Raw genomic sequence first — 14,376 nt, forward strand, 5'->3', positions numbered from 1 at the left:
GTTTTCAGGTTTTATCCCCGCTAAGGTACGATTATTTTCCGGGTTTTCATCCGGGCGCGCACCACTTCGACGACGGCGGGCAGGACCGAGACGACGATGATGGCGACGATGAGCAGTTCGAGGTTATGCTGTACGAACGGCAGGTCTCCGAAAAAGTAGCCCGCATAGCAGAATAGCGCCACCCAAGCGGCTCCGCCGACCAGGTTGAACAGCATGAAGCGGGCGTAATGCATCCGGCCCATTCCGGCGACGAACGGTGCGAAGGTACGGACGATGGGCACGAACCGCGCGAGAATGATGGTTTTGCCGCCGTATTTCTCGTAGAACGTTTGTGTCTTGTCTATGTAGCTTTGCTTGAAAATCCGGGAATTCGGATTGCTGAAGAGCCTGCGGCCGAAGAAGTGGCCGATCATGTAGTTGCTGGAGTCGCCGGCCACGGCGGCGGCGAAGAGGATCAGCACGAGGAGGTGTATTTCGAGCGGCACGCCGGGCAGGGCCGAAATGGCCCCTGCGACGAACAGCAGCGAGTCGCCGGGCAGGAACGGGGTGATGACCAGCCCGGTTTCGCAGAAGACGATGAGGAACAGGATGGCGTATGTCCACAGGTGGTAGTCTTGGACGATACGGATGAGGTATTGATCGATATGCAGAATGAAATCCAGCAGAAACTCCATAAGTTATTGTGTGTGTTGAAAGTGATGGAACGGATTAGCCTCCGCCCGGAACGGGGCGGTGGGGACGGACGCGTACGAATGGCCGCGCTAAATGCGCATGCGTTCCAGCATGTAGATATAATAACGGTAGGAATCCCTGAAACGGGTGGGTTTGCAGATGCGGGCCGTGGGGCAGTCCCCGGGAAAGGATCTGCCTGCGATGCCGCACATTCCGGCTGCCGTAAAGGCTGTCGCAGACCGGAAATTCGGGGCGAAGCGAGTCCGGAGCGAAAGGAGCGCGGCCGGGGTGTCGGTCCCGGCGTATTCCGGAAGGGTACGATCGGTCCGGTCTGCGGCGGCGGAGTCTTCCGCCCGGTCGATCACGGCGTCCGTGCAGCAGGCCGCGGAAACGGACGGACGTTCGCTGGCGGCGAATCCGGTCAGCAAAAAGAGTCCCAGCAGCAGGGGGAGCAATCGTGGTATCGTTCGGAATAACATAAACTGCGGGTAAAGATAGAATTTTTTCCGGGAAATCGGAAATCAGTGCGCCGCGATCGTTCCATCCGTGACGGCCGGATATATTCCGGGGCCGGAACAACGGCTTCCGGGGATGTGTCCGCCAAAAAAAGCGGTGCTTCGACCCGCCGGGTCAAAGCACCGTTATAGAAAAAGGGTGAGCTACTTACATCGCACCGCTACGACCACATACCCTTGCTCGATTCCTCGCCTGGGGGATTCTGTAGGAGCTGGTCGTATAAGACTCACCCGGGCACAAAAGTAGGAATTTTTTATATCTTTGCAAAAAAAATCGCGGAATGTCTAAAAAAACTTTGCTCTGGAGCCTTGCGGCTGTGTTCGTTGTCGTGATCGTGGCCGGTGTCGCCGTGCGGCAGCAGTTTTATGGAAATGCCGTGGCCGAAGAGTACGACCTTTATGTGAGCAGCCGTGCCGAATACGGTCAGGCGGTGGATTCGCTGCTGCCCCGTATCCGGCATCAGCGGGCTTTCGGGGCCTATGCCCGCCGGATAGATTTGGGTGCGACGTTCAAACCCGGTCACTATGTGCTGAAGCCCGGCATGAGTGTTATTGAGGTGGCGCGCATGCTCAAACTGGGAATGCAGACGCCCGTGCGGGTGACGATCAACAACGTGCGCATTCCCGCACAACTGGCGCAGAAACTCGCCCGGCAGATCGACGCCGATTCCGCGGCGATCATGCAGGCGCTGACCTCGAAGAAGCTGGCCGCGGAGGTCGGGTTCGACAGCGTGACGCTCTTTTCTATGTTCATTCCCGACAGCTATGAGTTTTACTGGACGGTGACGCCCGAAGAGTTCGTGAAGCGCATGAAGCGCGAATACGACCGGTTCTGGACTCCGGAGCGCGACGCCAAGCGCAAGCGCAGCGGGCTGAGCCGGATGGAGGTGATGACGCTGGCGTCGATCGTCTATGAGGAGACCCGCAAGACCGACGAGATGCCCCGCATCGCCGGGGTTTACGTCAACCGCCTGCGCAAGGGGATTCCCCTGCAGGCCGACCCCACGGTGAAGTATGCCATGCAGGATTTCGCGCTGCGGCGCATCCTCTACAAGCACCTGAAATATCAGTCGCCCTACAATACTTATATAAATAAGGGGCTTCCTCCCTCGCCCATCTGCATGCCCGGGAAGAACGCCATCGACGCCGTGCTCGATTTCGAGAAGCACGACTACATTTTCTTCTGCGCCCGGCCTACGTTCGACGGCTATCACAACTTTGCGCGGACCCTGAGCGAGCACAATGCCAACGCCCGGGCCTACAGCGCCGAGCTGAATCGGCGCAAGATCAAATAAATTTGACATTGCGCTCGCTTATTCGTATCTTTGTCGTCCTATGCTTGCCAAGATTTACGAACAGAACCCTTCGGAGAAGGAGCTGCGCCGGGTGGTGGACCTTTTGGAGCGGGATGAGATCATCATCTATCCCACCGACAGCGTCTATGCCTTCGGCTGTTCGCTGCGCTCGGCCAAGGCCATCGACAAACTGCGCCGCATCAAGGGCAAGGGGAACGGAGAGTTCGCCGTGGTCTTTGAGAACATCGCCCAGATCGCGGAATACTGCCGGGTGGACAACGCCGTGTTCCGGATTCTGAAACGCAATCTTCCCGGACCGTTCACCTTCGTGCTGGCGGCTTCGGCGCGCATTCCGGACAAGGCCCTCGAACGACGCCGCACGATCGGCGTCCGCATTCCGGCCAGCGCCGTGGCGCGTGCGGTGGTCGGGGCGCTGGGGTGTCCGATGATTACGACCTCGGTGAAGGACGACGACGAGGTGGTGGAGTATACGACCGACCCTGAACTGATTCACGAACGCTACGGCAGCGACGTGGCGCTGGTCATCGACGGCGGAATCGGCGACAACGTGCCCACGACGGTCGTGGACCTCACGGGCGATGAGCCCGAGATACTGCGCGAGGGCAAGGGAGAATTGGAATAGATTAAAACAACGATAGCATGGAGAAGAACAATTTCTGGAACGAGGCCGCGAAATGCGGAGCCGTGATCGGTCTGGTGCTCGCCGTGTCGAGCGTATTGGAGAACAGCATATTTTTCACGAGCGGTACGGGGTTCCTCTATCTGATGCTCCTCGAATTTTTCGCCGTCGCGGCGCTGCACTACTACCTGCTGCACCGCTACACGCGCCGTCGTTCGCAGCTCTATACCGCCGACGAGGGTTTCACCTTCGGACAGGGCTACGGGTTCCTGCTGGCCGTGTCGGGCTTTGCGGGCATCATCGTGGGCGTCGTGCAGGCGGTTTACCTGCATCTGATCGTGGGCTATTCGGCCTATATCGACCATTATGTTTCGTGGATGACCGGCCTCTTCGCACAGATGGGCGGCGCTTCCGGCTCGGTCGAGGGAATGTTGTCGCAGATCGTCAACGAATTGCAGAACTCCCCGGCGCCGTCGATCCTGAAGACGCTCTGGGGCGGCGTGTGGAGCAGCCTGCTCTTCGGCGGCATCTTCGGCCTCATCATTGCGGGGGTGATCTCCCGGGCTCCGAAACCGTTCGATACGGAGGTCAACGAGTAGTCGCACAACATGGATAAACTGGATATATCGGTCGTAGTTCCGCTCTACAACGAGGCGGAATCCCTGCCCGAACTGGCGGCGTGGATCGACCGCGTGGCCCGGGAGAACGGGCTTTCGTATGAGTTGATTCTGGTCGACGACGGGTCGTCCGACGGTTCGTGGGAGATTGTCGAGGGGCTCAAGGCGCAGTATCCGGCCATCCGGGGCATCGGCTTCGCCCGCAATTACGGCAAGTCCGCGGCCCTCTACTGCGGATTCGCGGCGGCGGAGGGCGAGGTGGTCATCACGATGGATGCCGACCTGCAGGATTCGCCCGACGAAATCCCCGAGCTGCGCCGCATGATCCTCGAGGAGGGTTACGATCTGGTGTCGGGCTGGAAGAAACGGCGCCACGATCCCGTGGGCAAGCGCTGGCCCAGCAAATTCTTCAACTGGACGGCCCGCAGCGTGTCGGGAATCCGGCTCCACGATTTCAACTGCGGGCTGAAAGCCTACCGCCGCAAGGTCGTGAAGGCCATCGAGGTCTACGGCGAGATGCACCGCTTCATCCCGATTCTGGCCAAGCAGGCCGGATTCCGCCGCATCGGTGAGAAGGTCGTCGACCATCACGCCCGCAAGTACGGGCATTCGAAATTCGGTATGGAACGGATGGTGAAAGGCTATCTCGACCTGATTTCGGTGCTGTTCATGTCGCATTTCGGACGTTCGCCGATGTATTTCTTCGGCAGCCTCGGGACGCTGATGTTCCTCGTGGGCGGCGGAACGACAGTCTGGATCATCGCCGAGAAGCTCTGGAAGCAGTTCCACGACCTGCCTTTGCGCGCCGTGACGGACCAACCGCTGTTTTATCTGGCTATTCTGGCCGTTATTCTCGGTGTCCAGCTCTTTTTGGCGGGGTTTTTGGGGGAACTTATCAACAGAGGCTCCTCCGAACGGAACAAATACCTGATCGACAAAACTTTGTAAATGATGATACAACGAATCCAAACGCTTTATCTGCTGATTATCACGGCTTTGATGGCCGTTACGCTCTTTGCGCCTCTGGCGTGGTTTGCGGGTGACGCCGGCGAGTTCGGGCTCTATGCCTTTGCGCTGAAGACCGCCCAAGGCGAGGCCGTACAGCCTGCGGCTTATATGGGAGCGGTACTGGCGCTGGCCTGTGCGCTGCCGCTGGTCACGATCTTCCTGTTCCGCCGCCGCCTGCTGCAAATCCGCCTCTGCGTGGTCGAAATCGTGCTGTTGCTGGGCTGCGTGGCCATGGAGGGCGTTTACTACTTCCTGAGTTGGCGGGTCTTTTCCGACTTGGCGTTTCATACGCAGGGGTTCCGTCCCGCCATTGCACTGCCGCTGGTCTGCCTGCTGTTCGCATACTTGGCGGCCCGGGCCATTTTCCGCGACGAGTTGCTGGTACGCGCGGCCGACAGAATCCGCTGATCTGTTCAAAATTACTGGACCCGGAGTGTGCCGATAAGCATGTTCCGGGTCTTTTGTCCCCGGTAAATACAGGGCGCTGAGTGGTAAAATCGGTGAAAAAACGGACTGATCTGATTATTAAAAGAATGTTACAAACCTTTGCCGGTACGGAAATAAATTATATCTTTGAGACATAATATTGCTATTATGTAATGAATTGAAATCTATATTGGCTACATACAATTATTTTTTTACTTAATGCTAAACTCTATGAAAGCAGTAAATTTATGGAAAACATTGTTCTGTGCGGCGTTGGCTCTCACGACCTTCAGCGCCTGCTCGGACGATGACAAGGACGACGATGGCGGGATGCCGTCGATCACCGTCAACGGTGAGGCATCGACGACCGTCGCCGTGAAACTCGACGGAGGGACTACCGACGCCATTGAGGTCGTTTCGACCGGCAGTTGGGTGTTGACTTTAGATGATGAAACGGCCACTTGGTGCCATCCCAGCAAGGAGACGGGCAGCAAGGGCAAGACGACGCTGACTTTCACCGTGGACAAGTGGGAGGGTGCCGCAAGCGATGCCGAGCGTTCGGTTACCGCCAAACTGCTTACGAACGGGTCTTTCGAGGGCATTCCTATTCCCAAGACGGCCACGGTTATCGTCAAGCAGAACGGTGATGGTTCGACGGAAGTTGCTACCAATGTAAAAGAAATCCGCGACAAATTGACTTTTCCTGATAAAGCGACCGAAATTACGGAATCAATGATTGTTACGGGTATTGTTGTTTCGGATGTGGCAGGCAATAATATCAATAACAAGTCGTTTATGATTGCCGACAACACAACCGAACCGGGGGCTGGTTTATTCATCCGTTTAAAAGGGGAGAATACCATTGCCAAGATGGGTAATATAATTCAGTTTGAACTCAAAGGCGGTTCGCAGCAATCCTATTTCGGAACGCTTCAGGTGAACTTTACGGATGCAACTGCCGATCCTAAGATTACAGTTCTGGACTCGAATAACAATACTCCTGAGCCTATCACCGTTGAGGATGTTTCCAAATTGGCGGAATATCAGTCGCAGTATGTGCAGGTCTATTCGCAGCCAGCCGCAGACATCATCGGTCAGAAATATTACAGCAATCCTGCCAGCTCCGGCTATGCGAACAAGACGTTTGTTACCCGTACCGGTGAGTCGTTCTCGCTGTCGTTCGGCTCTTTTACCAAAGATTGGGCTGGAGCAGCTGAAATTCCCGGAAAATCGGGCTACATCAAAGGCTGTGTTTCCATTAATTCCAACCTGGGCAATATCTCGCCCCGCAATGCCGACGATTTGAAAGGTATGACAGAGCCGCTCTTCGAAGTGGAGACCACCACTACGAAGATTAGCGAAATCACCGCTGAGGGCAGCTATACCATCGAAAAGGCTACGGTTGTAAGCATTAGTGCAAAGAGTTTTGTTATCGGTGACGGGACGGGTTATATTTGCGTTTACAAGACTACGGCCCAGACGGTTGCTGTCGGTGATTTGGTGACGGTGGCAGGAGCTGTCGCTCCCTATGCGAAAGGTATGGAGGGCAAGACCGCGCTCCAGTTCGACGCTGCTGCCGAGGTGACCAAAGTGACCGGAACCGGTACGATTACCGTTCCTGCGGCGCAGGTAGTCGCCGGTAGCGAAATCGATAACCTCAAACCGTTGAAATACATTACTGTAACCGGTAAACTGACTGAGTCGAAAGGCTTCTATAATATTGATTTCTCGGACTATACGGGTGAACAGACCGGTTCGCTTCTGGATGCTTCCGCATCGTTGGATGCAATTGTCTATAACGGGATGGACGTGAAGGTTACCGGATGGTATGTTTACACCAATACCTCCAAATATTTCAACATCATTGCCGATAAGATCGAGCTTGTATCGACCGATCCCGTTGTGAAGTTTACCTCTACTCCGTCGGCGTTTGCTGCTGAAAATCCCGTTGCTCAGACTGTGGAATATGTTGCCATGAATGTCACGGGCAATCCTACGTTCGAGATTTCCGAGGGCGCTGAATATTTCGAGGTCGGTACGATAACCGCCACTACCGTCGAGGTCAAGGCAAAAGGCAACAACACCACGAACGCCGCTTTCAATGGCAAGTTGGTTGCCAAAGTCGGAGGAGTTGAGAAGGCTTCGGCTGTTTTATCGCAATTTTCCGCAAATGTTACGAACTATATACCTCTTACCGAAGCTCCTGCAGATTGGTCGGGATCTTATGTGGTTGGTTATCCTAACGGTAAGGTTTGTTACATATTGAATGAAAAGTTTGCAGCGGATGCGGAAAAGACAACGTTTACCTATACGAAACTCGAAGCTCCTTTATTCGATGGGACAAATATTGTTTTCAATGCAGATTACCATAAGGTAACTCTTGCCAAGATTGAGGGTACGAATTATTATTCGATGAAGTATGGCGAGGAATATGTAGGCTGGGTTTCCGGTGACAAAAACAACTGTCATTTCACGAAGACACCCCCAACTGTTAGTACTCCTAATTACCAATGGACTCCTGAGTTTACTACTGACACCGACGGAGCAAAGTGGGTAGTATTGACTCTCACAACCAAAGATGGGGACAAATCTCGTGAATTTATGTTTAACTCGAATTCTGGGCAGGAGAGATTCTCGACCTATACTGGTACACAAAAATCTATCATGTTGTATAAACTTCAGTAGTCAAGGAAACTGACTTTTAAAACAAACCACTCTTGGCGGGGATAATACCCCGTCAAGAGTTTGGTTTCTAAACAGGTCTGCGGACCGCGACTTTTTTAGCTATTTTTGCATGCCGAAATTTATCAAACAAACAGGCTTGCCGGCCATTTTACTGTCGGCGATGCTTGTCCTTTTCACGGGATGCGGCGACGATGACGACGGGGGTGTGACCTCCCTTGCCCAGCTCGAAGCAAAGACCGTGAATTGTATAACCACAACGGACAAAATCCTTACCCAAGGTCCGAAGGGGCAGAGCTTTCAGGCCAAGATCGCGCTGGCAGCGGGTGAGGAGTGGTGTTCGTTCGATCCGGCGTCACAGCTCTCGACGGCGGCGGGCGGCAAGGTCGGAGAGGCGCTGTCTCTCTACCTGCAGGAGAACCGCACCGACGAGTACCGTTCGGCGGAGATCACCGTCGACTATTCCGGCGGTTATTCCGTGACCCTGCGGCTGTGGCAGATGCCCGACTCCGCAACTCCGGAGTACGACCGGGCGTGGGGCGAACTGCCCGAATACCGCGAGGACGCCAACTATATTTATAAGACCTACAACACGACGCTTGTCGGCAATAAATATTTCGCAGGAGGATATGTCCGCAACTTTACGGTTTGCTACGACAAAAAAACACGGGTGTCGCAGTGGGTGGCCTATCCGGTCTTTTACGCTCTTTACGAAGCGCCCCAGTTGTCGCGGGTCAATGCTTTCGGTTACGATCCGAACGACCAGTTGCCGGTAATTCCGACGGCCGATCAGCAGAACATCAGCTCGGGTTACGGACAGCGGGGGTACGACCGCGGACACATGCTGCCGCAGGCCACGCGCTACAATAACTATGCGACCAACCGGATGACCTACTACGCGACCAATATGATGCCGCAGAACAGTAATTTCAACCAAGGCGTCTGGGCGACGCTCGAAGGCCGGGTGCGCCAGTGGGGGCCCCTGCCGAGCGGAACGCGTTACGACACGCTTTATGTGGTGACGGGTGCCAGCTTCAAGAAATCGACGACGATCCCCAACGCCAACGGCCCGATCACCGTGCCGTCGCATTGCTGGAAGGTGCTGCTCAAGCAGAAGGGCAATCTGCGTAAGGAGCTCTGGGAACTTACGGTCGATGACGTGAAGACCATCGGCTTCATCTTTACGAACGATGCGGCCGGGGCCGCGACGAGTGCCGCCACGGCGGCCTGCACGGTGAAGGATGTCGAGGCGTTGTCGGGTTTCAGGTTCTTCCAGAACCTCGATCCCGAAGAAGCGGATGCGGTCAAGAACCAGAAAAACGTTTCCGACTGGCCGGGAATATATTGATAAGGACCTTAATTGCACATTGTTATGAAGAAAATCCTTTTGACAGGACTGTTTGCCTCACTCATTGTGGTGGCATGCTTTGCGCAGAAGCCCTATAAAGTGGTCTTCTACAACTTCGAGAACCTGTTCGACACCATCAACGATCCGGGTGTGCTGGACGAGGAGTTCACGCCCGAAGGACCCAAGAAATGGAACACCGCCAAGTACACCAAAAAGCTCGGGAACCTCGAGCGCGTGCTGTTCGACATCGCCGCCGAGGACAAGGATTTCCCCGTCGTGATCGGCGTTTCGGAGATCGAGAACCGCTCGGTGATGGAGGATGTGATCGCCCAGCCGAAACTCACGCACGGCAACTACCGGATCGTGCATTACGACTCGCCCGATGCCCGCGGCGTGGATGTCGGTTTCTACTACCGTCCCGACGTTTTCAAGCTGGAGGGCAGCGAGGCCATTCCGTTCAAGATGCCCGGGATGCCGAACTTCAAGACGCGTGATTTCGTCACGATGTGGGGAACGATCGAGAACGAGCCGTTCTTCTTCCTCGTGAGCCACTGGCCCTCGCGTCTGGGCGGCAAGGAGGCTTCGGACCCCAAGCGTGAGGCTGCGGCCCGGCAGGTGAAGCATATCGTCGACTCGGTGACGGCGGCCAATCCGGCCACGAAAGTGGTTGTGATGGGTGACCTGAACGACGACGCCACGGACGCCAGCGTCGTGGAAGGGCTGAGCGCCAAGGGCAAGATCAAGGACGTCAAGGAGGGCGACATGTTCAACCCGTTCATCGCCCTGCTGAAAGCCGGTTACGGCACGCTGGCATACCGCGATGCGTGGAACCTGTTCGACAACATCGTCGTTTCGGAGAATCTGGCGACGGGCTCCACGGGCGAACTGAAGATCCAGCCCGTCGGCAAGTCGAAGTTCTACGGAGGCATTTTCCGCCGTCCCTACATGATCCAGAAGGAGGGCCAGTACAAGGGATATCCGCTGCGCACGTTCGTCGGCAACGACTTTCAGGGCGGTTTCAGCGACCACTTTCCGGTCTATATCTACATTGCCAAATAAACATTCTAAAATAGTTGTATGAAACTTAAAGTTCTACTTATTCTGATGCTCGCCGCCGTGACCTTCACGTCCTATGCGCAGGACGGAGGCATCCGCGGCAAGGTGGTCTCGCGCAACGGCCGCGTGGCACTGAGCAACGTACAGGTGAAGATCGAAAACCTGGGACTGACGGTCATGACCGACAAGGACGGTAATTTCGTTATCGAAAACCTCCCCAAGGGTGACTATACGCTGTCGTTCGCAACTCCCGAGTTCGAACCGCTCAATCTGGTGGTTCGCGTGGACCAGCAGAACGTGAAAGACCTCAAATCGGTCATCATCGTTCCGACGGGCCCCGCCGGCGGTGTGCTGGACGACGCGATCTTCGCCGAGTTCGACAACGACTCCTCTTCGTCGGACACGCAGGCGCTGCCCTCGTCGCTCTCGTCGTCGAAGGACCTCTTCAACAACATCGCGTCGTACCGCTTCAGCGAGATGCGTTTCAACGTCCGCGGCTACGATTCGCAGTATTCGGACATCTACCTGAACGGCATCCGCTTCAACGATGCCATGACGGGCTACGGTCCTTGGTCGCTGTGGAGCGGTCTGAACGACGCTACGCGTAATCAGGAGAACTACACGGGCCTCGAGGCGTCGGATTTCGGCATCGGCGGTATCGGCGGCATCACCAACGTCAACGCCCGCGCCTCGCAGATGCGCAAGGGCTTCCGCGTGAGCGTGTCGAACGGCAACCAGATGTACCGTTTCCGCGCGATGGTCTCCTACGGTTCGGGACAGTTGGACAACGGTTGGTCGTATGCCTTCTCGGTGGGTACCCGTCAGGGCGGCAACGGCTATGTGGACGGCGTTTATTACAACTCCTATTCCTACTTCGCTTCGGCCGAGAAACTCTTCGGCGACAACCACCGTCTGGGGCTGACCCTGATGGCGTCGCCTTCGGAGCGCGGAGCCCAGCAGGCGTCGACCGACGAAGCTTATCGCCTGTTCGGTAACAACTACTACAACCCCAACGTGGGTTATCAGGCCGGCAAGCTCCGCAACTCGCGCGTGCGCAACACCCACGAGCCGATCGTGATGCTGAACTATTCGTGGGACATGTCGGAGAACACGCGCCTGAACGCTGCCACGGCGCTGCGTTTTGGTAAGAACGGCTATTCGGCCCTGACGTGGAACGGCGGTTCCGATCCCCGCGGCGACTACTACCGCTATATGCCGCTGTCGGACCAGACGCAGATCGTGCCGGGCATTACTACCGACCAGACGATCTATTTCTATTTGCAGGATGCCATCACGGCAGCCGGTGTGTGGGACGGTATGCTCGATTTCGATGATTTCTTCCACAAGAACCAATACATTGATACGGACCCCGTGCTGTCCAAACTGATGGGCAATCAATATCGTTCGAACTATATGATCGAGGAGCGCCACACCGACCAGTTGGACTACAATCTGGCAGTCAACGTGCAGCACAACATCCGCAACAACATGCGCATCGTCGGCGGCGCCAACCTGCGCATCAACCGGACGAATTACTATTCGGAGGTCAAGGATCTGCTGGGCGGCGACTACTGGTATGACATCGACAAGTTCGCCGAGCGCGACATGGCCAGCACGGAGGCTTACCAGAACGATCTGGATTATTACTGGGAGACGGGCCACGCCCGTGTTGCCCGTGTCGGCGACAAGTACGGCTACTACTACCGGGCGCACCTGCTCGAAACCAATGCATGGGCCAACTATACATGGGGCATCGGCGGTTTCTCGCTGGGTCTGGCCGGATCGGTCGGCTATTCGCAGATGTACCGCGAGGGTATGTGGCGCAAGGGCCTGTTCCCCAACAACTCGAAGGGCGACTCGAAGAAGCTCGACTACCTGACCTACGAAGGCAAACTCTCGCTGGGCTACAAATTCTCGGGCGCGCACTCGCTGGAGGCCAACGCAGTCATCCTGCAGCAGGCTCCCAAGTTCGCAACGGCATTCGTATCGCCGCGCACGCGCAATACGACCACTCCGGGGCTGAAGGCCGAGAAGGTATTCGGCGTGGACCTCACCTATAACCTCAACCTGCCTTACGTCAAGGCGCGTCTGTCGGGATACTATACGACGATCAAGGACCAGTCGAAGGTCATCTCGTTCTACGACGATACCCGCAGTTCGTTCACCAACTTCGCCATGAGCGGCATCGACAAGGAGCACTACGGCGTGGAATTGGGCCTTTCGGTTCCGGTATGGCAGGGCCTGTCGGTCGTCGGTGCGGTAAGCTGGGGCGAGTACACCTACACGTCGAACCCCAACTTCGTGCAGACGGTGGACAACATGGACCGGATCGTGCTGAAAGATAAGGTCAACTGGGACGGCTTCCATGTGGAGAGCTCGCCGCAACTGGCCCTCAACATCGGTCTCGACTACCGCGGACCGCGCAACTGGTTCGCAGGCGTGAACTTCAACTACTACGACAACCTCTACCTCTCGATGAACCCGCTGTACCGCACGGCCACGGCCACGGAGTACTACACCAACCAGATCGTCGCCGAGGTTTCAAAGCCCGAACCGGATGTCGAAGTGCTGGCGCAGGCCATTGCGTCGGTGAAGAAGATCCGCAATCAGGAGAAGTTCGGCGGCTATTACACCCTCAGCGCCAATGTGGGCAAGAACTGGTATATCCACCGCAACTACATGCTGGGCTTCAGCCTCGAGGTGAAGAACATCCTCAACGATCAGGACATCCGCACCGGCGGTTACGAGCAGATGCGTATGAGCAAGGTGCGCGGCGAGGGCGGCGACTATATCTACGGCCGCTTCCCCTCGAAGTATTTCTACCTGTTCGGTACGACCTATTACCTGAATGTCTATTTCCGTTTCTAACCGAGAAGAGAATCTATTATGAAAAGTCTTAAAATAGCATTTGCACTCCTTGTCGGCGTTCTGGCCGCAGGATGCTACAACGATTTCGATACCCCGGGCCCGCGGAAGCTCTACACCGACGAAGATATGTCGTTGATGGGGCTGGAGCAGGTCTCGATCAAGACGGTGAAGGGCTGGTTCACGGAGGCTTTCGGCGGCATCTCCGGCACGGGTACCAACAACAACGGCTGGGAGAACACCAAAACGCTGAAATTCGGCGAACTCACGCCCGACGAGATGCAGTTCATCAGCCTCAAGGGGCGCCCCGATGCCTCCAACAAGTATATCAGAGGCAAGGTCATCAGCAGCGACCGTCAGGGCAACATCTACAAGTCGCTCTACATTTACGACGGTACGGCCGCCATCGAGCTCAAGCTCTACAACGGTCTTTACCTCGATTACCTGCTCGACCTGAACACGATGGAGAGCCAGTGGGTCTATGTGCGCCTCGACGGCCTCTATCTGGGCAATTACCGCATGATGCTTTCGATCGGCGGGGCTCCCTCGGACGGCATCAATACGGCCGGCACGCACAAGTACTACGCCAACTCGAACCTCGACAACCCGAGGGTCGCCAAACTGAACGTTTTCCCCGGGGATTATGTGAAGCTGGAGGCTTCGGACATCTTTGAAGTGGACGCTTCGAACTACACTTCGCTGAGCGAGGACCAGTTGGGACGTCTGGTGCGTTTCAAGAACGTCAAGATCCGCTATGCCGGCATTCCGAATCAGGATGGCAATACGAATCCCCCGATGATGAACGGCACGTTCGAGAATCCCTATCCGACATGGATCGTCACCGACTGGGGATCGCCCCGTTACGGCGCATGGTATCGTTGGGCCTATAATGTGAACAACGTGCGCCTCTACGGTTCGGTGCTGATGTGTTACAACGAGAGCGAGACGAATACGGCGAATCCGGGGGTCTACGGGATTCGCACGAGCGGCTATTCGCAGTTCGCCATGAAACCTATTCCCAAGGACGGCGCTGTGGGTAACGTGCTCGGTATCTACGGTGTTTACGGTCAGAGGTGGGATCAGGCTCAGTTCCAGATTTCAGTCAACCGGATCGAGGACCTCGACTTCAAGGCGGAGGACCTGCTGACGGAGGCAGAGATCGAGCGGATGACGCCGGCATCCTCCTACGATCCTCCCGTGAAGAACGGCGGCGACGACTATACCGGCGAATAATTCCGTCGTGGACAGATAA

General features: G+C 56.1%; 12 protein-coding genes and 1 other RNA gene. 10 read left to right on the plus strand and 3 right to left on the minus strand.

Going from position 1 to position 14,376, the window contains the following annotated elements; translation table 11 throughout:
- Nucleotides 1-20 precede the first annotated feature (20 nt).
- The 3 genes from BN5935_RS10130 to ffs form a co-directional block, all read right to left on the minus strand.
- Nucleotides 21-674 carry a DedA family protein gene (locus tag BN5935_RS10130; RefSeq protein ID WP_064976006.1) on the minus strand — a complete coding sequence of 218 codons (654 nt, stop codon included), beginning with the start codon at nucleotides 672-674 and terminating at the stop codon, nucleotides 21-23.
- An 87-nt stretch (nucleotides 675-761) separates the two neighbouring features.
- A complete protein-coding gene (locus BN5935_RS10135) occupies nucleotides 762-1,151 on the minus strand; it encodes a hypothetical protein (protein WP_147625805.1) in 390 nt (129 codons plus the stop codon).
- Nucleotides 1,152-1,322: 171 nt separating this feature from the next.
- An RNA gene (ffs, locus tag BN5935_RS10140) (signal recognition particle sRNA small type) lies at nucleotides 1,323-1,420 on the minus strand.
- Between the two features lie 48 nt (nucleotides 1,421-1,468).
- Here ffs and mltG point away from each other — a divergent pair.
- The 10 genes from mltG (at nucleotide 1,469) to BN5935_RS10190 (ending at nucleotide 14,357) form a co-directional block, all read left to right on the plus strand.
- Nucleotides 1,469-2,482, plus strand: coding sequence for an endolytic transglycosylase MltG (gene mltG / locus BN5935_RS10145; RefSeq protein ID WP_064976008.1), 1,014 nt, complete (start codon nucleotides 1,469-1,471; stop codon nucleotides 2,480-2,482).
- A gap of 40 nt (nucleotides 2,483-2,522) precedes the next feature.
- Nucleotides 2,523-3,125, plus strand: coding sequence for an L-threonylcarbamoyladenylate synthase (locus BN5935_RS10150; protein WP_064976009.1), 603 nt, complete (start codon nucleotides 2,523-2,525; stop codon nucleotides 3,123-3,125).
- Nucleotides 3,126-3,142: 17 nt separating this feature from the next.
- Complete coding sequence (locus BN5935_RS10155) at nucleotides 3,143-3,721, plus strand: DUF4199 domain-containing protein (RefSeq protein WP_064976010.1); 579 nt, start codon at nucleotides 3,143-3,145, stop codon at nucleotides 3,719-3,721.
- Nucleotides 3,722-3,730: 9 nt separating this feature from the next.
- Nucleotides 3,731-4,687, plus strand: coding sequence for a glycosyltransferase family 2 protein (locus BN5935_RS10160; RefSeq protein ID WP_064976011.1), 957 nt, complete (start codon nucleotides 3,731-3,733; stop codon nucleotides 4,685-4,687).
- Entirely contained in the window at nucleotides 4,688-5,155 is a 468-nt protein-coding gene (locus BN5935_RS10165; RefSeq protein ID WP_064976012.1) for a DUF4293 domain-containing protein, read from the plus strand.
- Nucleotides 5,156-5,404: 249 nt separating this feature from the next.
- Entirely contained in the window at nucleotides 5,405-7,858 is a 2,454-nt protein-coding gene (locus tag BN5935_RS10170) for a DUF5689 domain-containing protein (protein ID WP_147625806.1), read from the plus strand.
- Nucleotides 7,859-7,994: 136 nt separating this feature from the next.
- On the plus strand, nucleotides 7,995-9,203 hold the full coding sequence (locus tag BN5935_RS10175) for a DNA/RNA non-specific endonuclease (RefSeq protein ID WP_235821075.1): 1,209 nt from the start codon (nucleotides 7,995-7,997) through the stop codon (nucleotides 9,201-9,203).
- Nucleotides 9,204-9,227: 24 nt separating this feature from the next.
- Complete coding sequence (locus tag BN5935_RS10180; RefSeq protein ID WP_064976015.1) at nucleotides 9,228-10,262, plus strand: endonuclease/exonuclease/phosphatase family protein; 1,035 nt, start codon at nucleotides 9,228-9,230, stop codon at nucleotides 10,260-10,262.
- Nucleotides 10,263-10,280: 18 nt separating this feature from the next.
- A complete protein-coding gene (locus BN5935_RS10185; protein ID WP_064976016.1) occupies nucleotides 10,281-13,127 on the plus strand; it encodes a carboxypeptidase-like regulatory domain-containing protein in 2,847 nt (948 codons plus the stop codon).
- A gap of 18 nt (nucleotides 13,128-13,145) precedes the next feature.
- Nucleotides 13,146-14,357 (plus strand): DUF5689 domain-containing protein, encoded by a 1,212-nt coding sequence (locus BN5935_RS10190; protein WP_064976017.1) that lies wholly within the window; start codon nucleotides 13,146-13,148, stop codon nucleotides 14,355-14,357.
- Nucleotides 14,358-14,376 lie beyond the last annotated feature (19 nt).

The sequence above is a fragment of the Alistipes provencensis genome (assembly GCF_900083545.1).
Lineage (GTDB): Bacteria > Bacteroidota > Bacteroidia > Bacteroidales > Rikenellaceae > Alistipes > Alistipes provencensis.

Excerpts from the sequence above, each read along its gene's own strand:
- BN5935_RS10160 (WP_064976011.1), top strand. The coding sequence starts at position 3,731 with ATGGATAAACTGGATATATCGGTCGTAGTTCCGCTCTACAACGAGGCG.
- mltG (WP_064976008.1), top strand. The coding sequence starts at position 1,469 with ATGTCTAAAAAAACTTTGCTCTGGAGCCTTGCGGCTGTGTTCGTTGTC.
- BN5935_RS10185 (WP_064976016.1), top strand. The coding sequence starts at position 10,281 with ATGAAACTTAAAGTTCTACTTATTCTGATGCTCGCCGCCGTGACCTTC.
- BN5935_RS10165 (WP_064976012.1), top strand. The coding sequence starts at position 4,688 with ATGATGATACAACGAATCCAAACGCTTTATCTGCTGATTATCACGGCT.
- BN5935_RS10150 (WP_064976009.1), top strand. The coding sequence starts at position 2,523 with ATGCTTGCCAAGATTTACGAACAGAACCCTTCGGAGAAGGAGCTGCGC.
- BN5935_RS10130 (WP_064976006.1), bottom strand. The coding sequence starts at position 674 with ATGGAGTTTCTGCTGGATTTCATTCTGCATATCGATCAATACCTCATC.
- BN5935_RS10155 (WP_064976010.1), top strand. The coding sequence starts at position 3,143 with ATGGAGAAGAACAATTTCTGGAACGAGGCCGCGAAATGCGGAGCCGTG.
- BN5935_RS10170 (WP_147625806.1), top strand. The coding sequence starts at position 5,405 with ATGAAAGCAGTAAATTTATGGAAAACATTGTTCTGTGCGGCGTTGGCT.
- BN5935_RS10135 (WP_147625805.1), bottom strand. The coding sequence starts at position 1,151 with ATGTTATTCCGAACGATACCACGATTGCTCCCCCTGCTGCTGGGACTC.
- BN5935_RS10180 (WP_064976015.1), top strand. The coding sequence starts at position 9,228 with ATGAAGAAAATCCTTTTGACAGGACTGTTTGCCTCACTCATTGTGGTG.
- BN5935_RS10190 (WP_064976017.1), top strand. The coding sequence starts at position 13,146 with ATGAAAAGTCTTAAAATAGCATTTGCACTCCTTGTCGGCGTTCTGGCC.